This window comes from Paracoccus haematequi (genome assembly GCF_900631945.1).
GTDB lineage: Bacteria > Pseudomonadota > Alphaproteobacteria > Rhodobacterales > Rhodobacteraceae > Paracoccus > Paracoccus haematequi_A.
On record NZ_UZWE01000042.1, the window covers coordinates 26,336 to 51,662 of the forward strand.

Below are 25,327 nucleotides of genomic sequence, written 5' to 3' on the forward strand. Positions count from 1 at the left end.
GCCATGCCGGCGGATGCCTTTGACTGCGCCATCGTCGGCGGAGGCCCCGCTGGGCTGACGGCGGCGATCTATCTGGCCCGGTTCCGCCGCCGGGCCATCCTGATCGACGCGGGGGACAGCCGCGCATCGCTGATCCCCCGGTCGCGCAACCATCCGGGCTTTCCCGACGGCATCCACGGCGACGACCTGCTGGCCCGGATGCGCGAACAGTTGGACAATTTCACTGCGGCCACCCTGGCGGCAAGGGTCACGGGGATCGCCCGCAGTGGCAGCGGGTTCCGCATCGCGGCGGGCCGGGACATAGCCGCCTCGCACCTGATCCTGGCGACCGGCATCCGGGACCGGCTGCCGCCCATCGCGCAGGCCCGCGATCATGTCCGCGACGGGCTGATCCGGCAATGCCCGGTCTGCGACGCCTATGAACTGACCGGCCAGCCGGTCGCCGTGATCGGCACCGCGCATTGCGCGGCGGGCGAAGCGCTGTTTCTGCGCCAATACACCGCCGACATCAGCCTGCTGACCTTGGGCGCGGATCTGGATCTGTCCGGCAGGATCATGGGCAAGCTGGCCGATGCCGGGGTGCGGATCGTCCGCGATCCGGTCGAGGATTGGGATTTCGGCCGCGACGGCGTGGGTGTCCGCTTCCGGGGCGCGGCGCCGCGTCGGTTCGCCGCGCTGTATTCGGGCCTGGGAAACGATCCGCGCAACGATCTGGCCGCCGCCCTGGGCGTCGATCTGGCCGAGGACGGCCGCATCCTGACCGACATGAACCAGGAAACCTCGGTGCCCGCCGTCTTCGCGGCGGGGGATGTCGTGACCGGGCTGAACCAGATCGCGGTCGCGATGGCGCAGGGGGAAATCGCCGCCACCCGCATCCACAGCCTGTTGCGGCTGGCGGAAAACCGGTGCGTTCCCGACAGCCTCTGACGCGGGAACAAAGCCCCGCCCCTGCCGTTTGGTCCCGTGGCAAGGAGTTTCCGTCATGGCACCGCGCACCTTCTGGAAAGGCTATCTGAAGCTGTCGCTGGTCACCTGCCCCGTGACCCTGCTGCCCGCCACGACCGAGGGCGAGAAGGTCCGCTTCCACACCCTGAACGCCGATACCGGCAACCGCGTCGTCAGCCAGTATCTGGATTCCGTCACCGAAAAGCCGGTCCGCGAACAGGACGAGGTCAAGGGCTATCAGCGGGGCGAGGACGATTACGTCATGCTGGAGGATGCCGAGATCGACGCGGTGGCCCTGGACAGCACCCGCACCATCGACATCGACATGTTCGTGCCCGACCATTCGATCGGCTGGGTCTGGTACGACCGCCCGCATTTCCTGCTGCCGGGCGACGAGGTGGGGCAAGAGGCCTTCGCGGTGATCCGCGACGCGATGCAGGCGACTGGCACGGTGGGCATCTCTCGGGTGGTGATGTATCGGCGCGAACGCGCGGTGATGCTGAAGCCGCGCGGCAAGGGGATCGTTCTGTGGACCCTGCGTTACGGCGACGAGGTGCGCGACGAAAGCGAGTATTTCGACGGCCTGCCCGGCGGCAAGCCAGAAGCCAAGCTGCTGACCCTGGTGCGCAAGCTGATCGACGAACGCACGACCTCTTGGGATCCCGGGATGGTGAACGACCCGGTGCAGGACCGTCTTCTGGACATCATCGCCGCCAAGAAAAAGGGCCGCAAGCGCGCGTCAAAGCCCAAGGCCGCCAAGCCCGAGGCGCAGGACAATGTCATCGACATCATGGCCGCCCTGAAGAAAAGCATCCAGGCCGAAGGGCGCGGGCGCTGAGGACGCCGGGCCGCGCCAAAGCCAGCAAAGAAGAACAGTCACCGCTTGCGGCCCTTGGCGGCGGGCTTTGCCTGCAAGGGTGCGGCGGCGGGGCGGAAATCCTCCCACGGGTCGCGGGTCAGGGCATCCAGCCGGGCCGGGGTGTTGATCACGGTGAAATAATCCGGCGCGATCTGGTCCAGTTCCTCCCACGCGACGGGCATGGACACGGCGGCACCGGGGCGGGCGCGGGTGGAATAGGCCGCCACAGCCGTCATGCCGCGCTGATTGCGCAGATAGTCGATCAGGATCCGTCCCTTGCGCTTGGCCTTGGCGATGGTCGAGACATAGGCGCCGGGCGCATCCACCGCCATCGCGTCGGCCAGCTCCTTGGCGAAGGTCTTGACGGCGGGCCAGTCGGCCTTGGGCACCAGGGGCGCGACCACATGCAGACCCTTGCCGCCCGATGTCTTGACGAAGGCCGCCAGCCCCGCGTCGGTCAGGCGCTGCCGCACCTCTTGCGCGCCGGCGATTACGGCGTCCCAGGCCACGCCTTCGCCCGGATCCAGGTCCATGGTGATCGTGTCGGGACGGTCCCAGTCGGCGACGGTGCTGCCCCAGGGATGGATTTCCAGCACCGCCGACTGGACAAGGGCCATCAGCCCGTCCAGGTCGTTGATGGCGACCATCGGTTCTTCCCCCTTGGCCTTGGGATCCTTGACCAGGGCGATATGCTTGCTGATCCCCTTCCAGGCGTGCTTCTGAAAGAATTTCTGCCCGTCGATGCCGCTGGGGCAGCGCAGCAGGGCCAGCGGCCGCCCGACGATGAAGGGCGCGATCCGGGGCCAGACCTGGGCATAGTAGTCGGCCAGCCCTTCCTTGGTGATGCCTTCGTCCGGCCAATAGATCCGGTCGGGATGGGTCAGCGTCACCCGGCGCCTGGGCGCCTGGGGCGCGGGCTTGGCGGGGCCGTTCTCGCGCACGACCTCGGCGGCGGGCTTGTCCTCGCGCAGCCCCCGGAACGAGGCATGGCGCAGCATTCCGTCGGCGGTCCAGGCGCGGAATTCGACCTCGGCCACCAGTTCGGGGCGCACGAAGCGGACCCCCCGCGCAGCATCCGCCGCCAGCTTGTCCGCGAAGGGGCTGTCGTCGATGCGCATCCCGTCCAGCCGGTCGCGCAGATTCCGCGCCACGGCGGCGGAAAATCCGGTGCCGACCCTGCCCACATAGTCCAGCCTGCCGTCATCGAAAACGCCCAGGGCCAGCGATCCGACCAGCTTGTCCGAGGTCGTGGACGGCACATAGCCCGCCACCACGAGTTCCTGCCGTGCCGAACATTTCGACTTGATCCAGGTCTTGCCGCGCCCCGACCGATAGGGGGCGTCGGCTTCCTTGGAAATGATCCCCTCCAGGCTGAGACGGCAGGCATGGCGCAGAACCATGGCCCCGGCCTCGCCGAAATGGCCGCTGTATCGCACCCGGCCCGGCCGAGACCCGACCAGATCCTCCAACGCCTGCTTGCGGGCAAGCAACGGGGCCGCGCGCAAGTCCTGGCCGTTCAGATACAGCAGGTCGAAGGCATAGAAGACGAATCGCTCATTGCGCCCTTCCGACAGATCCGCCTGCAAGGCCGAAAAATCCGAGGCCCCTGCCCCCGCCTCGACCACCAGTTCGCCGTCGATGATGAAGGCTTCGGCGGGCAAGGCGCGCAGGGCATCCGTGACCTCGGCCCCGAAGCGATCGGTCCAGTCCAGCCCGCTGCGCGTCAGCAGGCGCACCTGCTGGCCCTCCAGCCGCGCTTGCAGGCGATAGCCGTCGAATTTCACCTCGTGCAGCCATTTCGCCCCGGTGGGCGGCGCGGGCCGCAGGGCGGCAAGCGCGGGTTCGACGAAATCGGGCATCGGCGCCTTTTTCGCGCGGGGGATGGCGGCGTCCTTGCGGACGCGGGACGCCGCCTTGGGCCTGGCAGGCTTCGGCGTTTCGTCGGCGCCTTCCGCGACCTCTTCGACCGTGCGGCCGGTCTTCAGCGATTCCGGGCGTTCCGTCAGGATGTCGGGCGCGTCGGCGGGGCGGGCGGCGTCGTCCTCGGCCTTGATCAGCAGCCAGTTCTCGCGCGTCTCGCCGCGCTTGCCGCGCATTCGGACCAGATGCCAGCGGCCCGACAGTTTCTGGCCCCGCAACTCGAACTCCAGCTTGCCCTTGGCGTAATCGCCGTCCACGGGAACCCATGTGCCGCGATCCCAGACGATCACCGCCCCCGCGCCGTAATTGCCCTTGGGGATGGTGCCTTCGAAGGTGCCGTAATCCAGCGGATGATCCTCGACATGCACGGCCAGGCGTTTTTCGCCCGCGACCAGGCTTGGCCCCTTGGTCACGGCCCAGCTTTTCAGCACCCCGTCCATTTCCAGCCGCAGATCGTAATGCAGCCGGGTCGCGGCGTGCTTCTGGATCACGAAGGAATGGCCGGCCTTCTTCGCCTTGCGCCCGCGCGGCTCGGCCGTCTTGGTGAAGTCGCGCTTGTCGTTATAGGTCGCCAGCCCGGCCCCCGATGTGCCCGCCATCGCCTAGCCCGCCTTCTTGCTGCCCGAGCCGCGCGCCGGGGTCTTGCGGCCGCCCCCGCGCGGCTTGGCCGAGGCCGAGGACCGGCGCGCGGGCTTTCGCGTGGCCATGCCCGCGCTTTCGCGCAGCGCGGCCATCAGATCGCCCGCGGCCTCGGGCTTGGCTTCGCGCCGGGGCTGGATCGTCCTGCCTTCCATCTTGGCCTTGACCAGATCGGCCAGGGCGGCTTCGTAGCGGTCGTCGAAATCCTTGGGGTCGAAGGTGCCGCGCTTGGTCTTGATGATGTGCTGGGCCAGATCCAGCATCTCGCCCTTGATGCGCAGGTCTGGGATATCCGCGAAAACCTCGTCGGGGTCGCGGACCTCATAGTCGAAGTTCAGCGTGGTGGCGATCAGCCCGGCGTCATGGGCGCGGATCAGCACCGTGCGGACGCGGCGGAACAGCACCGTCTGGGCCAGGGCCGCGACCTTCTTGCCGCGCATCCCCTCGCGGATCAGGGCGAAGGCTTCGGCCGCGCCCTTGCCGGAAGGCAGCAGGTAATAAGGCTTGTCGAAATACAGGTCGTCGATGTCGTCGCAGCCGATGAAGGCGCTGACGGACAGGGTCTTGTCGCTGTCGGGAACCGCCGCCGCGACCTCATCGGGATCCAGCACGACGTAATCGCCCGATGCGATTTCGTATCCTTTCACCTGATCGTCGCGGTCCACCGGCTTGCCGGTGTCGCTGTCCACGAAGACGCGGCGCAGCCGGTGGCCGGTCTTGCGGTTCAGCGTGTGGAACGCGATCCGGTCCGATGTCGAGGCCGCCGTGTAAAGCGCCACCTGGCAGCCGACCTCTCCGACCCTGAGGAAGCCCTTCCAGTTCGCCCTGGCCGCCATGGTCCGTCCCCGCTCTGATGATCGGAAGGGGAAACGGCCACCCTTGCGCCGGGGTTCCCTAGCCCAGCCCGACATGGCGCAGGGCAAGTTCCAGCGCCAGGCCCGGTTCGACCCTGCGCGGGCCGCGTCGGGGATCGTGGCCCAGAAGGCCGTTCGGGCACAGCCGGTCGTCGTCCCAGCCGGGATGGTCGGCGATGGGATAAAGGCAAATCCCCTCGACCCGCGCGCCGCGCCTGCGCGCCCGCGCCACCTGATCGCGGACATAGGCGAACCAAGAGGGACGACGCGCGCCCTCGGTTCCGGTTTCCGCGATCATCAGGGGCCGGTCATAGCGGGCCGCGACCTCGACCAGCAGGTCGGACAGCGGGCGATACCAGGGATGGTCCATGTCGATGGGCGGGCCTCCGTGGATCCACTGGTTGTTCCAATAGTAATTGACGCCGACGATATCCAGGAAGGACGGATCGCCGCCAAGCTGCGGCCACATCCGGCCCGAGATCAGCTCGAACGCCTGGAACTGCGCGTCGTGATAGCCTTGCGCCTCCCACAGGGGGCGGCCGTTATGGGGATCGTGATGGATCGCCAGCAGGGGTTCGGCATGAACGAAGCGGGCGCGCGGATCGACAGCGCGCAGTTCGTGCATCGCGGCGATCGAGGCGCGGGCAAGCTGGCATTTCAGCTCGTATCCCCGGCCTGCGGCAAAGGGGTTCAGGTATTGCGCGTCGCCCCCCGCCCAGGCGAAGAAGCTGATCTCGTTCACCGGGCACCAGAAGGGCACGGCATCGGTCAGGTCGCGGTGATGGATGGCCACCGCGCGGGCAAAGCGCGCGAAGCGGTCCACGAAGGCGGGGGTCCAGATGTCCAGGTCGTCGGGCCAGCCGTAATGCAGCAGATCCCAGACGACCTGCGTGCCGGTGTCGCGAGCGGCCTGCATCATCGGCGTCAGGCTGGCGAAATCGTAGCGGCCGGGCGCGGTCTCGATCAGGTGCCAGCGGGCGCCGTCGCGGCAGGCGCGGATGCCCAGGCTCGCCAATTGCCGGTAATCCTGCGCGGCATGGCTGTCATGCCCGACCGAGGCGATCACGTCCAGCCTGCGCCCGTTGCGCAAACGGTGAGTCGATGCCTCCCACCCGCCCAGGACGAAGCTGTCAAAGGTTTCGGGCGGCGGCGCGGCGGGGCGTTCGGCCAGCACCGCGTCGAAAAGCGTCCGCCATTGCGGCACCACCACGGCGGCGGAATAGGTGGCGTGGACATGCGCCCGCAGCGCCGCTCCCAGCCGCCCGCGCAGGGGCGCGTCGTCCAGCAGGCGCAGCATGGCATCGGCCACGGCGGCGGGATCCTCATGCGGGACGAACAGGCCGCTGGACCCGTCAGCGATCTGCTGCAAGGCGCCGTTGTCCGGGGTGGCGATGACCGGCAGGCCCGCCGCACCGGCCTCGGCGATGACATGAGGCATCCCTTCGCCGCGCGACAGCCAGCAGAAGATGTCCATCGCCGCCAGCAGGTCCGGCACGTCCTTGCGGTTGCCGGTGAAGATGATGCGCTGGCCCAGCGGTTCGGCCATGCGGCGCAGGTCGTCGGCATAATCGGGCATGAAGGCGTCGGGCCCACCCACCACGACGAAACGCGCGCGGGGATCGCGGATGCGCAGGGCGGCGGCGATGAAATCCTCGACATGCTTTTTGCGGTCCAGGCGGCCGACCCAGCCGATCAGGATCTCGTCCGGCGCCACGCCAAGCGCCGCGCGCATCGGGGCGCGGGCCTCAGGGCGGAACTCGTCCAGATCCACCATCGAGGGGATTTCCAGCGCATCCCCCGTCCGGTCGGGCATCTTCGATGCCGCCGCCGCGCGGATGCTGTCGCAGACGCCGACATAGCGGGCGGTGAAATGCTTCGGCCCGGCCAGGGCCTCGGAGACCAGCCCGCCATGTTCGATCAGCGGCGGGCGCAGCGCCATGCGTTCCAGCGTCGGATAGATGTCGGCGACGTTCTGGCAGGACACCACCACATCCGCCCCCGCCAGCCTGCGACGCAGATAGTCCACGGTCTCCTCGAACCCCAAGCCATAGGGGGTGGTATCGACCTGCACGCCCAGTTCGGCAAGCTGGTCATGGGTCTGGTCCGGCATCCCCTCTTTCCGGAAGCAGGGAATGACGGTGATGCGGTACCGGTCGCGCGGCAGGTTGCGGGCCAGCAGGCGGATCTCGGTTTCTTCGCCGCCGACGACCAGCCAGGCCATCACGAAGGTGATGCGGATCAGGTCGTGGCCGTCATGCGGCTGCGGAAAGACCTCGGGCGGGATGACGCCCCAGGCGAGGGTGTCGTCCGCGCTCATGTCTGGAACACGACTTGCAGGAAATCGGGACGCTCGGCGACCAGGCGGCGCAGGAAATCCGGGGCCTGGTCATAGGGCACCACATGGGTGATCATGTGCTGCCGGATCAGATCGCCCTCGGCCCCCAGCAGGCGCAGGGTTTCCTGCGCCAGCCGCCGCTGGTCCCAGGCATGGGCCACCGGGCGCGGCATCCGGTTGATCTGCGCGCAGCGGATCGACAACCCGTTGTGGTGGAACTCCTCTCCCAGCCGCGCGCCGTCCAGGCCGCCCTGATAGAAGGCCAGATCGATCACCGTGCCCTGCGGGCGCAGGGCTTGCAGGCAGCGGTGCAGGCTGTCGGACCGGGCGCGGGTCTGGAAGACGTATTCCGCGCCCCGCCCGCCGACCTTGTGGTGCCAGGTCTTCGCGTGGCGCACCGCGTCGTCCTCGGCCAGGGCGGTGAAGGCCATGCGGCGGGCGATGTCCTGCCGGAAGGGCGAGGGGTCCACGACGACGATTTCCGAAGCCCCCGCCTGCCGGGCGAACAGCGCGCAGAACAGCCCCACGGTGCCGCCGCCCCAGACCAGCACCGGACGGCCCTGCACCCCCGCGCCCAGAAACGGGACCGCCGCGCCGAACTGGTCGGCATCGGCGTGCAGCAGGCCGTTGGCCGCGATCGGTCCCATCTGCGCCACGAAGATGCCCAGGATCGGATCCATGCCGTCGGGCAGCGTCAGCAGCAGATCATGGGCCGGATCGGCCGTGTGGCCGGTCTTGTGGCCGAAGGTGGTGGCGACCACGTCGCCGGGCGCGAATCCCGGCGCGCGGGCGTCGATGACGCGGGCGGATTCCATGTAACCCAGGAAATTGACGGGGAAATGCGCGGACGGCTCTCCGGGGATGAACAACCCCCGACCGTCGTCCCAGCGGCTGTGCAGATAGGGGTTGGTGCCCTTCAGGAAGGTCAGCTCGGTCCCCGCCGACAGGCCGGTATACAGCAGCTCCAGCCGCACCTGCCCGTCGCCCGCCGGCCCTTCGTCATAGCCGAAGAAATAAGGCTCATGAGGACGTTCGATGCCCAGGGACCGGATATGGCGATGCTCATGCGGCATGGTCGGGGCTTTGCGCAGAGGCTTGACGAAAGATCGGCTGCGGGTCAGCCCGCAGCCCCTCCATCTTCACAAGGGCGCCGTCGCGGGCGGATTGGGCGACCGCAAGCGCCACGCGATGGGTGATCAAGGCTTCGCCGTAAGGGCAGCGGATGCGGTTCTCGCGCCCCTGCACGGCCTCGATGAAATCGCGGTCCTCGCGCCAGACGGGATCGCCCTGGGCAGGGCGCAGGGGGCGGCCCTGGCCCACGTCGACCATCAGGTCGTGGTCGCTGATTTCCAGGGCCATGCCGTCGGCGAAGACATGCAGGCCGACGCGGTGGTTCCAGCGCAGCAGGCAGGTGGCCGACAGGTTGGCGATGGCCCCGCTGGCGAAACGCAGCGTGGCGGCGGTGGCGGTGGGCACGGTCAGCCCGGCGAAATCGTCGCGGTCGCGGCGGGCGGACATGGCGAAGACCTCGGTCACGTCGCCCGCCAGAAAGCGCGCGGCGTCGATCACATGGGTGGCCTGTTCGACCACCTGCCCGCCGCTTTTGTCGTCATGCCACCACCATTGCGGAGGCGGCGTCTGGTCCAGCCAGAAGCCCTGGATCAGATGCGGCGCGTTCCGGGCCAGGTGGCCGCGCGCCTCGTCCATGGTGTCCAGATAGCGCCAGTGGTATCCGACGGCGGTGATCAGGCCCGCGGCCTCGACCTGGGCGGCGATGTCCTGGGCCAGCGCCACGTCCAGAGAGATCGGCTTTTCCACGAAGAACGGCAGGCCCTTGTCGATGCAGGCCCGTTCCGGCGCGCCATGGGCGAAGGGCGGCACGCAGATGAACACGGCGTCCAGATCCTCGGCCGCCAGCATCGCGTCGTGATCGGCATAGGCCACCGCGCCGGTATCGCGCGCCGCCTGGGCCGCGCGGTCCCGGTCGGGGTCGCACAGGGCGGCGATATGCACGTCCTCCATGGTTCGCAGGACGCCGAAATGGCGATGGGCGATGCCGCCCGCGCCGATGAAGCCCAGTCTTGTCTTGGTCATTCCGTCCTCGTTTCGCTGCCGCAGCACGCGGCGGTAAACCTGCATCGTATCGGCCGCCATGCGGGCGGCGGTGAAATGCCGGGTCCAGCGGTCGCGCCCGCCCCGCGCCACCGCCTCGCGGCCCGGCCGGTCGGTCAGCGCCTGCGCCACCGCATCGGCCAGCGGCCGCGACCGGCGCGGCGGAACCAGCCAGGGATGGTCTGGACCCAGGGCCTCGGCCGATCCGGGGACATCGGTGGCGACCACCGGCAGGCCGATGGACATGGCCTCCAGCAGGACCAGCGGCAGCCCCTCGAAGCCCGAGGGCAGGACCAGCAGATCGGACGCCGCCATCAGCGCGGCCACGTCGTCGCGCCGTCCCAGGATAGCCAGGCTGTCGCCCAGGCCCAGGCGCGCGGCCCAGCGGGTCAGGCAGGGATCGCCCGGTTCGGGACCGGCCAGATCCAGCCGCGCGGGAATGCCCCGCCGATGCAGCCGGGCCAGGGCGACCAGCAGGGTGCGGTGCAGCTTTTGCGGGGCGAAGCGGCCCACGCATAACAGCCGCATCCCGTCGCCGCCCTGGTAAGGGACGGGGGGCGGGGCGGTTCCGTTCGGCACGGCATGGACCGGCAGGTCGGCCCGCGCCATCCCGTCAAGCGCCGCCCGCCAGCCCCGGCCCGCCGCCTGGGACACGGCGATGACCGCATCCAGGTCGCGGCTGGCCTGGGCATAGGCGTCGATCTGGCCCCCATCGGTCAGAAGCCAGGGCAGGTGTTCGGTGCGGATCACCGCCCTGCCCGCCTGCGCGGCGGCGGCGACAAGGTCGTGGCCTTCCCAGCCGATGCCCGCATGGATATGCACGATCCGGGCCGGTGATGCCGCGATCATCGGCCCGGCATCCCGCGGATCGAAGACCTGCGCCAGAACGCCGCGATCCGCCGCCCGCGCTGCAAGGGCGCGGCCCGCCGGATGGTCGGGAAACCCCAGGAAGGCCATGCCGGGCGGCAGGCTCGCGGCCAGGGTCAGCATGTGTTCGCCAAGGCCCGAAGGTTCAGGACTGTCGGTCAGCAGCAGGCAGCGCATCAGGCGGCGGTCATGCCAGGGGCGCCATCGCGGCAGTCCCGGCCTGCCGTGCGGTCAGCCGCCGGTGGATCGCCAAAGCCTGCCCGACCACCTGGTCCATGTTGTAATAGCGATAGCTGCCCAGCCGCCCTGCGAAGATCACGTTCGGCTCGGCCGCAGCCAGGGCGTCATAGCGGCGGAACAGTTCGTGGTTCTCGGGTCGGGGGATCGGATAATAGGGATCGCCCTCGGCCGATGGGTATTCGTAGCTGATCGAGGTCTTGGCGTGGCGTTGGCCGGTCAGGTGCTTGTATTCGGTGATCCGGGTATAAGGCACGTCCTCGGACGGGAAGTTCACGACGCCGACCGGCTGGAACCGGGCTTGGTCCAGCGTCTCATGCACGAATTGCAGGCTGCGATAGGGCAGCGTGCCGAAGCGGTGCCCGAAATAGGCGTCGATCGGCCCGGTATAGACGGTCAGCGCGCCGCGGTCGGACGGCTCCAGGTCGTGAAAATCGGTGCCCAGGGCCAGATCGATTCCCGGATGGTCCAGCATCCGTTCGAACATCCGGGTATAGCCTTCCCTGGGCATCGCCTGGTGCTTGTCGGTGAAATAGCGGTCGTCGGTATTGGTCCGCGTCGGCACCCGCGCCGTCACCGACTTGTCCAGTTGCGACGGATCAAGCCCCCATTGCTTGCGCGTATAGCCCTGGAAAAAGGTTTCATACAAATCCGTGCCGATGGCGTTCACCACCACGTCGCGCGAGGTGCGGATCTTGTCCATCGGCTGCGCCTGCCGGGCCAGGAAAGCCTGCGCCTCGGCCTCGGACCGCATGTCCAGGCCGTAAAGCGCGTTCAGCGTGTCGCGGTTGATCGGCATCGGCACCGACTTGTCGCCCACCCGCGCCAGCACGCGGTGCTCATAGGGGCGCCATTCCGTGAACCGGCCCAGCCAGTCGAACACGTCGTCGCTGTTGGTATGGAAAATATGCGGGCCATAGCGGTGGATCAGGATCCCGGCCGCGTCCAGGCAGTCGAAGGCATTGCCCGCCACATGATCGCGCCGGTCGGCCAGCAGCACGCGCTTGCCCGACACTTCGGCGAATTGCCGCGCCAGGACCGATCCGGCGAAACCCGCGCCGCAGATGGTCACGTCGTATTTGCGGACGCCGCGCCGGATCCGGGGGGCGGACAGGCTGATGACGACCTGCGGGCCATGCCGCCTGCGCGCGGCCGCCGCATCCAGAAGCGTCCGCATCTGCCGGAAGGTATTGTCCCAGCTGAGATCGGCAAGCAGCTGGTCGGCCTGGTCGCGCCATCCGGGGCGGCCCTTGGCGGCCAGGGCTTCCTCGCAGGCGCGCACGAAGCCATCAGCGTCCGCCGCGATACGGACCGACGCCAGATCCCCGTAATGGCGCACCACGTCCCGCACCGGGGTCGACACGACCTGCACGCCCCCCGCCAGATATTCCGGCGTCTTGGTGGGGGAAATGAAGCGCGTCGCCTGGTTCATGGCAAAGGGCATCAGCGCCACGTCCCAGCCCGACAGATAGGCGGGCAACTGGTCGTAACCGCGCTGCCCCAGCCAGTGGAGGTTGGGCGCGCGGGGCAGATCCTCGGGTCCGATCTTGGCCAGGGGTCCGATCATCACCACCGACCAGTCGGGATGGGCCGCGGCCAGGGCCGCGACCAGCGACAGATCCAGCCGTTCGTCGATCACCCCGTAATAGCCCAGGCGCGGGCCGGGCAGCCCCGCCTGATCCGCAGGTTCCTGCCCGGCGCTGCGCGCGCGGGCGAAATGGGTGGTGTCCACCGACGACGGAAAGGGATGGATGTTGGCATGCCGCCCGGCCTTGGCCTCATAAATGGAATGGCCGCCCGTGAAGACCACATCCGCCGCCGCCATCAGCGCGGTCTCGTTCGCGGCCAGGTCCGGCGGCGCGAAACGGAAGGCGGACAGTTCGTCCATGCAGTCATAGACCACCGCCGCCGACTCGACATGGGCGGCGATGGGCCACATCATCGGCGTATAGAACCACAGCACCGGGCGGTGGATCCCGGCCACGCCCATCATCTGGTCCAGCAGTTGCGTCAGCGCGCGGGCCTGATCCTCGGGCGCCCAGGCGGCGGGGACGCGGGGGCGGATCGCCTGGACGGCGGTGCCGGGAAAGGCGTGGAATTCCAGATAGGGCAGGTGATGATCGGTGGGGATCGCCTCTTCCCAGAAGAACAGCCGGTGGCTTTCGGCAAAGCGCGACATCAGGTGCTGCGGACGCTGGCAGACGAAATCCCAGCGAAGATGCGAAAAGCAGATCAGCACGGGCCGGGCCGCAAGCGCGAAGGGCGTCAGGGGGTTCGCGTCGTTCATGGCACCGTCCTTGCGTTGCGGATTTCGGTCAGTTTTTCGGAAAGCACCGCCATGCTGGGCTGCCATCCCCATCGGGACAGCGCCACATCGCGGGGGTCGTAACGGGCATGGTCGCGCAGCAGCCTGTCCAGGGCCTCGGCGAAATCGGCGCCCTCATGGGCGGCGATGCCGGTTTCCGGCGTGACGAATTGCAACCCGCAGGACAGCCGCGCATTGGCCAGCACCGGCAGGCCCGCCAACTGGTATTCGGTCAGGATCGCGGGCGCGCCGTCGTCCACGCCGCAGACGACGCCGACGCGGGCGCGGTTGATCTGGCGGTTCACCTCGGCATGGGGCACGCCGGGGGGGCCGACGATCTCCAGATCCAGTCCCTCGCGCGCGGCGCGGTCGCGGAATTCGTCGGTCTGGTGGCCATAGCCCACCACCAGCAGCCCCCGCGTGCCGGGGCGGCGCGCCATGGCGTCGAACAGGATGTCGTGACGCTTGTAGGGCTGGGCGCAGGCCACATAGACCACGTCCCGGTCCTTGTCGGCGCCGGTGGGAAAGAAGGTCTGCCCGGATGCGAAGGCCGGGCCAATGGGCAGGACCAGGGTGCGCGCGCCAGGAATGCGCGCCTGTATGTCGCGCGACTGCCAGTCGGCGCCGGTCAGGAACAGGTCGAAGCGCGCCGCGAGATCGTCGGAAATGCGCAGCGCCGGCGCATCGATCGAGTTATAGATCTTCAGCGACCCCGCGCAGGCCTCCAGCAGGGCCGCATCCACCCCCAGACCCCAGACGCACAGGACATCCGGGGCGCCGACCGTGCGGATGAAATCCACCGCATCGGCCGAGGCATAGGGGGCGGGACCGTCAGCGCGAAAGACGCGGCGGGTCAGGGCCGGATTGGCGGGATCGGGCGTGCCATCCGGCAGCCCCCTGTCGCGGTCTGAGTCCCCGTCCCGGCCCGCAAAGGACCAGATCTCGGCGTGATCGACCAGACCGCTGGCCACCGCCGACAGGGGCAGCCGCTCCAGATAACCGCCGCTGACCTCGATTGTTTCCGGGCGGGGCCGTCCAGCCGGAGAGCGCGCGGCGGACCAGAAACCGGGACGGGCCGGAATTGCGGGAATGCTGGGCGGAACCTGCGAGCAGTAATCGGAAATCGCAGCGATCCAGCCCGGCATGTTCCACCCCAAAGAAGCTTGGGGTAACAACCCGGCCCGGGGGAGGTTTCATTGATCTTTATTAGCGAACCCCGCGCCCCGGAAGGGGCCGTCGATCCCTAGGACGCGCCCCGCCGGGCCAGCAGGTCCAACGCCTCCTCGGCGATGACCTGTTCCTCGTCGGTGGGGATGACCAGGGCGGCGATGCGGCTGGCGAAGGTGCTGATCCGGCGGGCATTCGCCGCGTTGGCGGCGGGGTCCAGATCCAGGCCAAGCCAGGCCAGCCGTTCGCAGACCGCCGCGCGGATCCGGGGCTGATGCTCGCCGATGCCGGCGGTGAAGACCAGGGCGTCGATGCCGCCCATCGTCGCGGCCAGGCGCGCGGCCTCTCCGGCGATGCGCAGGCAGAACAGGGCGATGGCCTCGGCGGCTTCGGGGCGGTCGCTGTCCAGCAGCTCGCGGCTGTCGGCATCGATGCCCGAGACGCCCAGCAACCCGCTTTCGTGATAGAGGGTGCGCTCGACCCGCTCCAGGCTCCAGCCCATCGGTCCCAGCAGGTGCAGCACAACGCCCGGATCCAGGGCGCCGCAGCGGGTGGCCATGGGGATCCCGTCCAGCGTCGAAAATCCCATCGAACTGTCGCGGCTGACGCCCCCCTGCATCGCGCAGAGGCTGGCGCCGCTGCCCAGATGCGCCGCCACCACGCGGGCGTCGGGCGGTAGGTCGTGCAGCGCCCCGGCGATGTGGCGATAGGACAGGCCGTGGAAGCCATAGCGGCGGATGCCCGCGTCGTGCAGCGCGCGCGGGATCGCAAGGCGGCGGGCCAGCGGATCCTGGCTGGCATGGAAGGCCGTGTCGAAGGACGCGGTCTGCAACAGCCCCGGAAACAGCGTCCGCGCCGCCGCGATCAGGCGCAGGCTTTGCGGCTGGTGCAGGGGGGCCAGCCGCGACAGTTGGCCGATCCGCGCCAGGCTGGCTTCGTCGATGCGCGCGGGTCCGGTGAACAGGTCGCCGCCATGGACCACCCGGTGGCCGACCGCCGCAAGGTCCGACAGGTCGACATGCCCGCCCAGCCAGCCAAGCGCTGCGTCCAGCACCGCCGTCATGTCCCCGGCACCGGCATCGGGCAGGCGCTGCGCCAGGTGCCGCCCGTCCAGGGTCAGCCGCACCTCGAACGGGTCGTCGCGAAAGTCGATCACGGCGCGGGCCAGCGGCCGGGGCCGGTCGTCGGCGACGGCATAGAAGCCCAGCTTCACCGTCGAAGATCCGGCGTTGAAGGTCAGGATCGACGCGCCGCTCATCTGCGGACCTCGGGGGCGGCGCGGCGCGCGACGATCAGCCGGGCCAGGGCGGCCGAGGCGATGCGGGCCGACAGCGGATCGGCGCGGCTGGTCAGCACGATCGGCACCCGCGCGCCCAGCACCAGCCCCGCGGCGGTGGCACCCGCGAAATAGATCAGCTGCTTGGCCAGCATGTTCCCGGCCTCCAGATCCGGGACCAGCAGGATGTCGGCCTGCCCGGCGACCGGGGATGCGATGCCCTTGGTCCGCGCGGCCTCGGGGCTGATGGCGTTGTCGAAGGCCAGCGGGCCGTCGACCAGCCCGCCGGTGATCTGGCCGCGCGCGGCCATCACCGTCAGGGCGGCGGCGTCCAGCGTCGCGGGCATGGCCGGGTTCACGGTCTCTGCCGCCGCCAGCACCGCGACGCGAGGCTGGTCGGCGCCCAGCAGCCGCATCAGGTCGATGGCGTTCTGGGCGATGTCGCGTTTGTGGTCCAGCGTCGGCGCGATGTTGATCGCCGCATCGGTGACGATCACCGGCTTGCCATAGGCGGGCACGTCCATGACATAGGCATGGCTGATCCGCCGCCCGGTGCGCAGCCCGGATTCGCGCGCCACCACCGCGCCCAGAAGCTCGTCCGAATGCAGGCTGCCCTTGACCAGAACCTCGACCCGGCGGGCCACGGCCAGTTCCACCGCGCGGGCTGCGGCGGCGTGGCTGTGTTCCGTCGGCTCGATGGCCATGCCGTCCAGGGACACCCCCGCATCGGCGGCGGCGGCGCGGATCTTTTCCTCGGGTCCGATCAGCAGCGGCTCCAGAAGGCCCTCGTCGCGGACCTCGGCGGCGCCCAGGATGGCGGCGCGGGAACAGGGATGGACGATGGCCGCGCGGATCGGCGGCAGGGTGCGCGCCTCGTCGATGAAGGGGGCATAGCGGCTGGCCGGCAGCAGCACCGCCCGGCGGGCGGGCGCGGCGGGCAGGGTCATGTCGGTCGCCGGGGCGATCACGGTCGCGCTGCCCTCCAGCACCCGCTGGCCGCGTTGGTTGACGCACAGCGTGTCAAGCCGCACGATCCGGTCGGGATCGCGCTTTTCCGCGACGCGGACGGTGGCGGTGATGGTGTCGCCCGGCAGGACCGAGGCCAGGAAGCGGGCGGATTGTTCCAGATGGATCGTGCCCGGTCCGGGCAGGCGCGTGCCCAGCAGGGCCGAGACCATCGCCGCCGTCCACATGCCATGCGCCGCGCTGTGGCCGCCGGGACCGCCCGCCGCGAAGACCGGATCCAGGTTGGCGGGGTTCACGTCGCCCGACACGGCCGCGAACAGCGAGATGTCGTTGACCCCCATGGTGCGGGTGATGGACGCCTGGTCGCCGATCTTCAGCGCGGCGAAGGTGTGGTTCTTCAGGGCCTCGGACAATGCGCGCTCCTATCGCTGGAAGACATGGGTGCCGGGGGCGTCGCCCAGCGGCGGATAGCCCGCCTTGGGTGCGCCCATCGCGGGCGGCGCGGCGGGATCGCCCGACCGCGCGGCCAGCCAGCCCGCCCAGGCGGGCCACCAGGATCCCGCGTCGGGTTCATGGGCGGCAAGCCAGTCGGCCGCCGATACCAGGGCGCCGTCCTGCGGGCGGGTGCCGATGCGGTAATGGCGGCGCGGATGGCCGGGTTCGCTGACGATCCCGGCATTGTGCCCCCCCGAGGTCAGGGCGAAGGTGATCTCGGTATCGGTGAACTGGTGGATCTTGTAGACGGATTTCCAGGGCGCCACATGGTCGCGTTCGGTGCCCACCGCGAAGATCGGGATGCGGATGTTCTGCAGGGCGGCGGGGCGGCCCTCGACCATGAAGCGCCCGGCGGCCAGTTCGTTGTCCAGATACAGCCGTTGCAGGTATTCCGAATGCATCCGCCAGGGCATCCGGGTGCTGTCGGCGTTCCAGGCCATCAGGTCGGTCATCGGGCTGCGCTGGCCCATCAGGTAATCGTGGACCAGCCGCGACCAGACCAGGTCGTTCGACCGCAGCAACTGGAACGCCCCCGCCATCTGGTCGTCGGACAGATAGCCCCGGTTCCACATCATGCTGTCCAGGAAATGCATCTGGCTGGCGTCGATGAACAGCGCCAGTTCACCCGGCTCGGTGAAATCCACCTGCGCCGCCAGCAGCGTCAGCGAGGCCAGCCGGTCCCCGGCCCGCGCGCCCATCGCCGCCGCCGCGATCGCCAGCAGCGTGCCGCCCAGGCAATAGCCCGCCGCATGGACCCGCGTTCCCGGCACGATGGCTTGCACCGCATCCAGCGCCGCCGTCACGCCCTGGCGGCGATAATCCTCCATCGTCAGGTCGCGGTCCGTGGCGTCGGGATTGCGCCACGAGATGGCGAAGACCGTGAAGCCCTGTCCGACCAGCCAGCGGATCAGCGAGTTTTCGGGCGACAGATCGAGGATATAGTATTTCATGATCCAGGCGGGCACGATCAGCACCGGCTCGGGTCGGACCTGCCCGGTCGACGGCGCGTACTGGATCAGTTCGATCAGGTGGTTGCGGAAGACCACCTTGCCGGGCGTGACGGCGACGGTTTCGCCGGGGCGGAAGGCCTCGGCCCCGGCGGGCGGCTGGCGGTTCAGCAGTCGCACCGCGTCCTCGAGCCAGTTCTGCCAGCCCCGCCACAGGTTCGTCCCGCCGGTTTCCCAGGTCCGGGCCAGAACCTCGGGATTGGTCAGCGGGTTGTTCGAGGGCGAGAACATGTCCAGCCACTGTTTCGCGGCGAAGGACACCACATCCTCGTGATGCTTCATCACGCCCGGCACCTCGTGCGTGGCGTTGTGCAGCCATTGCTGGCCCAGCAGGAATCCCTGCGCCAGGGCCGAGAACGGCATCCGCCCCCAGCCCTCGTGGCGGAAGCGGTTGTCGCCGGGCAGCGGCTGGATCGCGGGCGGCGCCTTGGGGTCGATGGCCGAGGACATCAGCCAGGTCATCAGCCGCCCGGTCTTGCGCGCGCCCTTCCACAGCAGTTCGGCCCGCTTGCCGGGGGCCTGCGCCAGGTGAAAGCCCCAGTCGAAGCCCGCAAGCGCCAGCGATCCGGGCGAGACGCCGCCGGTCAGTTGTCCGCCAAGCGCCTCTCGCATCCGGTCCATGGCCTGGAAGGCGGCAAGGCCCAGGGTGGCATCCTGGTCGGCGGCCGGCATCTGCGCGGGACGCGCATGGGGGATTGTCTGGTCGGTCATCGCGGTCCTTGGGTGGTTGCGGGTCGCGGAATGGTTTATCCTCTAGCGGCAGGACTGCCAGCCGGTATTGACATGGGTCAAGGCTTCCGGCCGGGCGTGTCCCTATGGTTCAGGCGCTTTCAGACAGGATCATGGATATGAAACACGACAAGACCGCGACGCCGAAGACGGCCGCTTTGCCGGATGTCCCCTGGATGACCAACCTGCCCCAGGTGCTGGCCTGGCCCTTGCGGGTCCAGGACATGCTGTGGCGCGAGACGCTGCTGTCCATCGCCCGGATGGCGGAATTGCGCGCCGATTGCCTGCGGAACCTGGCCCGCGCGGGCACGCCGATGGACGCCGCCGCGATCCAGGGCGAATACGCGCGCAAGTTGCTGGACCTGGCGCAGCAGGATGGCGACCGCCTTGCCCGCGCGGTCAGGGACGCGGCCCCGGCCGCCCGCAAAGCCGCCTGATCCGCCATTCGATGACCTTCCCGGCGCGCCATCGGCGCGCATCGCCGGTCTGACCCCCTTTTCCAGAACGACGGTGACCCGATGACCGACCCGCGCGCGCCCGAAAACGCCCATGCCCGCCCCGCGGCCGAGATCCTGGCGGCGCTCGACGCCTCGCCCTCGGGCCTGACCGGGGCCGAGGCCGCCGCCCGTCTGGCACGGCACGGCCCGAACAGCCTGCCGGGCGCGCGGCCGCGTCCGGCCATCCTGCGGTTCCTGGCCCAGTTCAACAACGCGCTGATCTATTTCATGCTGGCGGGCGCGGCCGCCGCGCTCGCCCTGTCCCATTACGTCGATGCGGGCGTGATCCTGGCGGTGGTGATCGTCAACGCGGTCGTGGGATTCTTGCAAGAGGGCAAGGCGGAAAGCGCGCTGAACGCCATTCGCGGCATGATCGCCCCGCGCGCCAGCGTGCTGCGCGACGGCCGCCGCGTCAGCGTGGCCGTGGCCGATCTGGTGCCGGGCGACGTGGTGCTGATCGAGGCGGGGGACCGGGTGCCCGCCGACCTGCGCCTGATCGCCGCCCGCAGCCTGCTGATCGACGAGGCGGTGCTGACCGGGGAATCCGTCGCCACGTCGAAATCCACCGATCCGGTGACCCAGGGCGCGCCGCTGGGCGACCGCCGGTCGATGGCCTTTTCCGGCACCCTGGTCGCCGCCGGACAGGGCAGCGGCGTCGTGACCGCCACCGGCCGGGCCACGGAAATCGGCCATATCAGCGCCCTGCTGCGCCAAGTCGAGACGCTGACCACGCCGCTGCTGCGCCAGATCAACGCCTTCGCGCGGCGCTTCACCATCCTCGCATTCGTCGGCGCGGCGGCGGTCTTTGCCTTCGCCGTGGCCCTGCGCGGCTATGCCTGGGACGACGCGCTGATGGCGGTGGTGGCCCTGGCCGTGGGCCTGGTCCCCGAGGGGCTGCCCGCCGTCATCACCATCACCCTGGCCATCGGCGTGCAGCGCATGGCCGCCCGCCGCGCCGTGATCCGCCGCCTGCCCGCGGTCGAGACGCTGGGCGCGACCTCGATCATCTGCTCGGACAAGACCGGCACCCTGACCCGCAACGAGATGACCGTGCGCCGGGTGGTCACCGCCGATGGCGTCACGCTGGTCGAGGGCGCGGGCTATGACCCGACCGGCCATGGCTTCGCCCCGGATCCGGTGGCGCGCGATCTGCTGCGGGCGGGGCTTCTGTGCAACGACGCCGAACTGCATCCCGGCGGCTGGACGGTCGAGGGCGACCCGATGGAGGGCGCGCTGATCGCCGCCGCGATCAAGGCAGGGCTGGACCCCGCCGCCGAACGCGCGGGCGGGCGGCTGGACGCCATCCCCTTCGATGCCGAACACCGTTTCATGGCGACCCTGCACGACACGGGCGGCGGCCGCATCCTGCTGGTCAAGGGCGCGCCCGAACGGATCCTGGCGATGTGCGCCCACCAGGCCGCCGCCGCAGGCCCGCAGCCGCTGGACGCCGCCTTGTGGACCGACCGCATCGCCCAGACCGCGCGCGAGGGCGAACGGGTGCTGGGCTATGCCATGAAGCCGATGCCCGCCGGCACCGCCCGGATCGGCTTTCCCGACGTGCAGGACGGGCTGACCTTCCTGGGCATCACCGGCTTCATCGACCCGCCGCGCCCCGAAGCCATCGAGGCCATCGCCGAATGCCGCCGCGCCGGGATCGAGGTGCGGATGATCACCGGCGACCACGCGGAAACCGCAGCCGCCATCGCCCGCCAACTGGGCCTGGCAAGCGACCCGCAGGTGCTGACCGGCCAGGATCTGGACCGCATTTCGGATGCCGATTTCGCCGCGGCGGTGGCCCGGACCCAGGTCTTTGCCCGCACCAGCCCCGAACACAAGCTGCGCATCGTCCGCGCCCTGCAATCGCGCGGCAATGTCGTCGCCATGACCGGCGACGGGGTGAACGACGCGCCGTCCCTGAAACAGGCCGATGTCGGCATCGCCATGGGCATCAAGGGCACCGAAGCCGCCAAGGAAGCGGCCGAGATCGTGCTGATGGACGACAATTTCGCCTCGATCGTCGCCGCCGTGCGCGAGGGCCGGACCGTCCACGACAATATCCGCAAGGTGATCGCCTGGACCCTGCCCACCAACGGCGGCGAGGCGCTGACGGTCATCACCGCGATCCTGCTGAACTTCGCGCTGCCGATGACGCCCGTCCAGATCCTGTGGGTCAACCTGATCCTGGCCGCGACGCTGGGCCTGGTCCTGGCCTTCGAGCCGACCGAGCCGGGCGTCATGGCCCGCCCGCCGCGCAAGGCCCAGGCCGGGCTGCTGACGCCCTTCATGGTCTGGCGCATCGGCTTCGTGTCGGTGATGTTCATGGCCATCTCGCTGGCGGTGTTCTTCTGGGCGCTGAGCCAGGGCCGAGACATCGAAGCCGCGCGAACAATGGTCGTCAACACGCTGGTGGTGCTGGAAATATTCTATCTGTTCAACGTCCGTTACCTGCACATGACCTCATTCACGCTGACAGGGGTCAAGGGCACCGGCCCGGTGCTGGCGGCCATCGCCGTGGTGGCCGCCGGGCAACTGGCCTTCACCTATCTGCCGGTCATGCACCGCATTTTCGAATCGCGCCCGCTGGGGCTGGCGGACGGCATCGCCATCATCGCCATCGGCGCGCTGTCGCTGGTCGTGCTGGAGATCGAAAAGCACCTGCTGCGCGACAGGTTCGGCGGCGAATGACCCGTCACGGACAGTCCGGAACGCCCTATGCCTCGATCCGCACCGGGACGCCCTTGTAGGCCGGGGTCTTGGACGCCTGGTCATGCAGGAACAAGGGCACCAGGGGATTGGCCTCGGGGTAATAGGCGGCGATGCAGCCGCGCGGCAGGTCATAGGGTGTGACGCTCAGCCCCTCGACCCGGCGGGTGATCTGGTCGTCGACGGCCGTCACCAGGGCCACCCGCTGACCTTCGGCCAGACCGGCGCGCTCCATGTCGGCGCGCGACACCAGGACGATCATCCGGTCGCCTTTCAGCCCCCGCAGCCGGTCGGAAAAGCCATAGATCGTGGTGTTGAACTGGTCGTTCGACCGCAGCGTGATCAGCGTGAAGGCGCCCTCGGCGGGATCGCCGCCAAGCGCGGACAGATCGGCCGGAAGGGTGAATTCCGCCTTGCCGCTGTCGGTTTCCCAATCGCGTTCGCGGGCCGAATTGCCGCGATAGAAGCCGCCGGGTTCGTTCATCCGCGCGTTGAAGTCGGCGAACTGATCGGGATAGGTCTCCTCGATCAGGTCGCGGATGCGGGCATAGTCGGCCACCCAGTCGTCCCACGCGACGCGCGGATTGGGCGGCAGCGTCGCCTTGGCGATGCCCGCGACGATGGCGGTTTCCGACAGCAGGTGCCGCGAGGCCGGGGGACGCCTGCCGATGGAACCGTGGATATGGCTGAGGCTGTCCTCCATCGTCACGGTCTGCGGGCCGGATTTCTGCCGGTCGCGTTCCGCCCGGACCAGGCAGGGCAGCAGCCAGGCCCCCGGTCCCGCCAGCACATGCGTCCGGTTCAGCCGGGTGGCGATCTGCACGTTCAGGTCCAGCGTGGCCCAGGCAGGCTCGGTGCGGGTCAGGTCGGGGCTTGCCCGGCCGAAATTCCCACCCAGGCTGACAAAGCCCCGGACGGTGCCGTCGATCAGGCCCTGGGCCACCTCGACCGTGGTCATGCCGGTGTCGCAGGGCGGGTCGAAGTCGAACATCCGCGCCAGCCTGTCCAGCGGCACCAGTTCCGGCTTTTCCGAAATGCCGACCGTCCGCTGGCCCTGGACGTTGGAATGGCCGCGCACCGGACAGATGCCCGCGCCCTGGCGGCCGATATGGCCGCCCATCAGCAGCAGGTTGACCAGCATCCCGACGCTGTCGCCGCCATGGACATGCTGGGTCAGGCCCATGCCATAGATGCCGATCACCCGCTTGGAGCGCGCGAACAGTTCCGCCACCTCGACCAGATCGGTCCGAGACAGGCCCGATGTCGCCTGGATCCGGTCCCAGGACAGGCCGCGGATCCAGGCCTCGAACGGATCGAAATCGTGGCAATGCCGGGCGATGAAGTCGCGGTCCAGGGCGCCGATGTCGAACAGGTGCTTGCAGATGCCGGCGAGGGCCGCGATGTCGCCGCCGGGGCGCAGTTGCAGATACAGATCTGACACCGGCGTGGCGCGCCCGGTCAGCATCTGTGCCGGATCCTGGGGATTCATGAATTCGACCAGCCCGCGTTCGCGCACCGGGTTGAAGGTGACGATCTTGCAGCCCCGCCGGATGGCCTGCTGGATCGGATGCAGAAAGCGCGGGCTGTTCGATCCGGTATTCTGGCCGAAGAACAGCATCAGGTCGCAATGGTCGAAATCGTCCAGCACGCAGGTTCCGACCGGCGCGCCGATGGCACGCTTCAACGCGACGCTGGTCGTCTCGTGGCACATGTTGGAGCTGTCGGGCAGGTTGTTGTGCCCATACAGCCGCCCGAACAGCGCATAGAGATAGGACGCTTCCAGGCTGGCCTTGCCCGAGGCGTAGAAGACCGTCGATTTGGGATCCAGCCCCTGCAACGCCTGGCCGATGGCCGCGAAGGCCTGGTCCCAGGTGGTGCGGACGTAACGGTCGCTGGCGGGGTCGTAGCGCATCGGATGGGTCAGGCGGCCAGCGGCCTCCAGGTCGTGGTCGGACCAGCCCCGCAGCTCGGTCAGGGTATGGCGGGCGAAGAAATCCGGCCCGCAGCGTTTTGGCGTCAGATCCCAGATGGTCGCCTTGGCGCCGTTCTCGCAGAACTCGGCCAGATGCGGGGACGGCGGCTTGGCCCAGGCGCAGGACGAACACATGTATCCGCCCGGCTTGTTCTGGCGGCGCAGCGTGTCCAGGACGCCCAGCCGGATGCGGTTCTGGCTGGCATGGCCCAGCACGCTGCGCAGCGACCCCCAGCCCCCGGTCGGATGGTCATAGAAGACGGTCGTCGGATCCTGGTCGCGTTCCTCGGTCATGGCGCGGCCTTTCCTGCGGGGGCGGGTTCGTGGATCGGGCAGCCGTTGAAATCGGCGCGGAAGGCCGAGGACATGCGATAGGGTTCGCGCCGCGCCCGATTGATCGCGCCCAGCGGGCGATGCGCCTGGATGCCGGTCCAGACGGAAAACCGCATGTGTTCGTCGACCAGATCGGCGGCGTCCTGGGACCAGCCGGTCTGGGCCGAGGCGTGCAGCCGGGCCGCCGTGACGAAGGGCGACAGCGTTTCGTCCCACAGGACCGAGGGATCCTCGACCGGCATCCTGTCCAGGTCGCGGCACAGTTGCACCCGCAGGTTCCAGACCGCATCGCCCGTCTGCATGTCCGCAGCGACCGTTTCGCGGATGGCGTCGGGGCGGCCCTTGGTGTCGATGATCCGGCCGGTATGGCGGGTCAGGCTGTCGGATGCCGGTTCCAGCGACAGCTTGGCGATATGGTCGCCGAACCGGAAGGCGGTCTGGGTGAAATAGGTTTCCCCCAGCGGATGCACGTTCGGCGCCCCGCCCAGGGTCTGCAAGGTGGCGCTTTCGCCGCCCACCGCCTCCAGCGCTCTTTCCGCACCCCGCAACACCGCCGACAGCCCGCGCTTGGCCCATTCCGCGCGATCGGTCGTCCGGGCCAGCAGCTTGAGGTTCCTGAGGAAGGTCGCCGGATCGGGGGCCGAAAAGGCCGGGCCGTTCACGAAGATGAAATCCTGATTCCCGCCTTCGGCGCCGTCCAGGCGTTCCCCTTGGACACCGATGATCTTCAGCGCCAGCCCGCGCGGGACCGAGACGGAATCGGGCAGCAGATCGCCGGGATTGGTGGAAATGCGGATGATCGCCTGATGCCGCCCCGGCCGGGCGAAGATCCCCTGGGCCAGTTCCGGCGGCAGGCCCGGCAGGATCTCCAGCTCGGCCCGGATGATGCCGTGGCTCTTGGCGTGGACGGCGCGGACCGCATGGCCGTAATCCCCTGAGGTGACTTCCAGGATGTCGCGCAGGGTGTCGGACAAATCGCCGATCACCTGCGCCTCGTCTGGGGCGACGGTTTCGACATCGGCGGAATAGCGGACGGCTGGCTGCATGATCGACCCTCTGCGGCTGGCGTGGCACAGGGACAACGGCAGGGCGGGCCAAGCGTTCCGGGC

16 protein-coding genes are annotated in these 25,327 nt (G+C 69.2%); 4 read left to right on the plus strand and 12 right to left on the minus strand.

The features are described from left to right. The first annotated feature begins 3 nt into the window (after positions 1 to 3). Together PARHAE_RS15045 and ku (PARHAE_RS15050) are read left to right on the plus strand one after the other, a co-directional pair. Positions 4 to 927 carry an NAD(P)/FAD-dependent oxidoreductase gene (locus tag PARHAE_RS15045; RefSeq protein ID WP_126155398.1) on the plus strand — a complete coding sequence of 308 codons (924 nt, stop codon included), beginning with the start codon at positions 4 to 6 and terminating at the stop codon, positions 925 to 927. 55 nt (positions 928 to 982) lie between these two features. Next, the gene (gene ku, locus PARHAE_RS15050; RefSeq protein WP_126155399.1) at positions 983 to 1,783 is read left to right on the plus strand and encodes a non-homologous end joining protein Ku; all 801 of its coding nucleotides are present in this window, start codon (positions 983 to 985) and stop codon (positions 1,781 to 1,783) included. 38 nt (positions 1,784 to 1,821) lie between these two features. Here the strand turns inward: ku (PARHAE_RS15050) and ligD are convergent, their stop codons facing one another. The 10 genes from ligD to PARHAE_RS15095 all read right to left on the minus strand — a co-directional run bounded on the left by ligD (position 1,822) and on the right by PARHAE_RS15095 (position 18,656). Continuing rightward, positions 1,822 to 4,323, minus strand: a complete 2,502-nt coding sequence (gene ligD / locus PARHAE_RS15055; protein ID WP_126155400.1) for a DNA ligase D — start codon at positions 4,321 to 4,323, stop codon at positions 1,822 to 1,824. Between the two features lie 3 nt (positions 4,324 to 4,326). Then, positions 4,327 to 5,199, minus strand: coding sequence for a non-homologous end joining protein Ku (ku, locus tag PARHAE_RS15060; RefSeq protein WP_126155401.1), 873 nt, complete (start codon positions 5,197 to 5,199; stop codon positions 4,327 to 4,329). Positions 5,200 to 5,257: 58 nt separating this feature from the next. Then, positions 5,258 to 7,534 carry a glycosyltransferase family 4 protein gene (locus PARHAE_RS15065; RefSeq protein WP_126155402.1) on the minus strand — a complete coding sequence of 759 codons (2,277 nt, stop codon included), beginning with the start codon at positions 7,532 to 7,534 and terminating at the stop codon, positions 5,258 to 5,260. Continuing rightward, entirely contained in the window at positions 7,531 to 8,625 is a 1,095-nt protein-coding gene (locus tag PARHAE_RS21420) for a zinc-binding dehydrogenase (protein WP_206436980.1), read from the minus strand. The genes PARHAE_RS15065 and PARHAE_RS21420 overlap by 4 nt, the downstream gene beginning before the upstream one ends. Then, positions 8,615 to 10,708 carry a glycosyltransferase gene (locus tag PARHAE_RS15070; RefSeq protein ID WP_206436981.1) on the minus strand — a complete coding sequence of 698 codons (2,094 nt, stop codon included), beginning with the start codon at positions 10,706 to 10,708 and terminating at the stop codon, positions 8,615 to 8,617. Before PARHAE_RS15070 ends, PARHAE_RS21420 begins: the two co-directional genes overlap by 11 nt. Positions 10,709 to 10,718: 10 nt before the next feature. After that, positions 10,719 to 13,055 carry a UDP-galactopyranose mutase gene (gene glf / locus PARHAE_RS15075; RefSeq protein WP_206436983.1) on the minus strand — a complete coding sequence of 779 codons (2,337 nt, stop codon included), beginning with the start codon at positions 13,053 to 13,055 and terminating at the stop codon, positions 10,719 to 10,721. Further along, positions 13,052 to 14,218 carry a glycosyltransferase gene (locus tag PARHAE_RS15080; protein WP_126155403.1) on the minus strand — a complete coding sequence of 389 codons (1,167 nt, stop codon included), beginning with the start codon at positions 14,216 to 14,218 and terminating at the stop codon, positions 13,052 to 13,054. Before PARHAE_RS15080 ends, glf begins: the two co-directional genes overlap by 4 nt. A gap of 98 nt (positions 14,219 to 14,316) precedes the next feature. Next, a complete protein-coding gene (locus PARHAE_RS15085) occupies positions 14,317 to 15,498 on the minus strand; it encodes an acetate/propionate family kinase (RefSeq protein ID WP_126155404.1) in 1,182 nt (393 codons plus the stop codon). Next, a complete protein-coding gene (locus tag PARHAE_RS15090) occupies positions 15,495 to 16,895 on the minus strand; it encodes a bifunctional enoyl-CoA hydratase/phosphate acetyltransferase (RefSeq protein WP_126155405.1) in 1,401 nt (466 codons plus the stop codon). The genes PARHAE_RS15085 and PARHAE_RS15090 overlap by 4 nt, the downstream gene beginning before the upstream one ends. Before the next feature lie 9 nt (positions 16,896 to 16,904). Next, a complete protein-coding gene (locus PARHAE_RS15095; RefSeq protein WP_206436987.1) occupies positions 16,905 to 18,656 on the minus strand; it encodes an alpha/beta fold hydrolase in 1,752 nt (583 codons plus the stop codon). A 176-nt stretch (positions 18,657 to 18,832) separates the two neighbouring features. On the opposite strand from PARHAE_RS15095, the gene PARHAE_RS15100 reads away from it, so the two are divergent. Continuing rightward, the gene (locus PARHAE_RS15100; protein WP_164555270.1) at positions 18,833 to 19,150 is read left to right on the plus strand and encodes a hypothetical protein; all 318 of its coding nucleotides are present in this window, start codon (positions 18,833 to 18,835) and stop codon (positions 19,148 to 19,150) included. Between the two features lie 81 nt (positions 19,151 to 19,231). Then, positions 19,232 to 21,895, plus strand: coding sequence for a cation-transporting P-type ATPase (locus PARHAE_RS15105; RefSeq protein WP_126155408.1), 2,664 nt, complete (start codon positions 19,232 to 19,234; stop codon positions 21,893 to 21,895). A gap of 25 nt (positions 21,896 to 21,920) precedes the next feature. On the opposite strand, the gene PARHAE_RS15110 is transcribed toward PARHAE_RS15105, so the two are convergent. Further along, positions 21,921 to 24,179 carry an FdhF/YdeP family oxidoreductase gene (locus tag PARHAE_RS15110; RefSeq protein ID WP_126155409.1) on the minus strand — a complete coding sequence of 753 codons (2,259 nt, stop codon included), beginning with the start codon at positions 24,177 to 24,179 and terminating at the stop codon, positions 21,921 to 21,923. Beyond that, positions 24,176 to 25,264 (minus strand): catalase family protein, encoded by a 1,089-nt coding sequence (locus tag PARHAE_RS15115; RefSeq protein ID WP_126155410.1) that lies wholly within the window; start codon positions 25,262 to 25,264, stop codon positions 24,176 to 24,178. Before PARHAE_RS15115 ends, PARHAE_RS15110 begins: the two co-directional genes overlap by 4 nt. Positions 25,265 to 25,327: the final 63 nt, after the last annotated feature.

Coding starts and splice junctions, on each gene's coding strand:
- ku (WP_126155399.1), top strand. CDS start 983: ATGGCACCGCGCACCTTCTGGAAAGGCTATCTGAAGCTGTCGCTGGTC.
- PARHAE_RS15095 (WP_206436987.1), bottom strand. CDS start 18,656: ATGCCGGCCGCCGACCAGGATGCCACCCTGGGCCTTGCCGCCTTCCAG.
- PARHAE_RS15105 (WP_126155408.1), top strand. CDS start 19,232: ATGACCGACCCGCGCGCGCCCGAAAACGCCCATGCCCGCCCCGCGGCC.
- PARHAE_RS15045 (WP_126155398.1), top strand. CDS start 4: ATGCCGGCGGATGCCTTTGACTGCGCCATCGTCGGCGGAGGCCCCGCT.
- PARHAE_RS21420 (WP_206436980.1), bottom strand. CDS start 8,625: ATGCCGCATGAGCATCGCCATATCCGGTCCCTGGGCATCGAACGTCCT.
- glf (WP_206436983.1), bottom strand. CDS start 13,055: ATGAACGACGCGAACCCCCTGACGCCCTTCGCGCTTGCGGCCCGGCCC.
- PARHAE_RS15100 (WP_164555270.1), top strand. CDS start 18,833: ATGAAACACGACAAGACCGCGACGCCGAAGACGGCCGCTTTGCCGGAT.
- PARHAE_RS15110 (WP_126155409.1), bottom strand. CDS start 24,179: ATGACCGAGGAACGCGACCAGGATCCGACGACCGTCTTCTATGACCAT.
- ligD (WP_126155400.1), bottom strand. CDS start 4,323: ATGGCGGGCACATCGGGGGCCGGGCTGGCGACCTATAACGACAAGCGC.
- PARHAE_RS15070 (WP_206436981.1), bottom strand. CDS start 10,708: ATGCGCTGCCTGCTGCTGACCGACAGTCCTGAACCTTCGGGCCTTGGC.
- PARHAE_RS15080 (WP_126155403.1), bottom strand. CDS start 14,218: ATGCCGGGCTGGATCGCTGCGATTTCCGATTACTGCTCGCAGGTTCCG.
- PARHAE_RS15085 (WP_126155404.1), bottom strand. CDS start 15,498: ATGAGCGGCGCGTCGATCCTGACCTTCAACGCCGGATCTTCGACGGTG.
- ku (WP_126155401.1), bottom strand. CDS start 5,199: ATGGCGGCCAGGGCGAACTGGAAGGGCTTCCTCAGGGTCGGAGAGGTC.
- PARHAE_RS15065 (WP_126155402.1), bottom strand. CDS start 7,534: ATGAGCGCGGACGACACCCTCGCCTGGGGCGTCATCCCGCCCGAGGTC.
- PARHAE_RS15115 (WP_126155410.1), bottom strand. CDS start 25,264: ATGCAGCCAGCCGTCCGCTATTCCGCCGATGTCGAAACCGTCGCCCCA.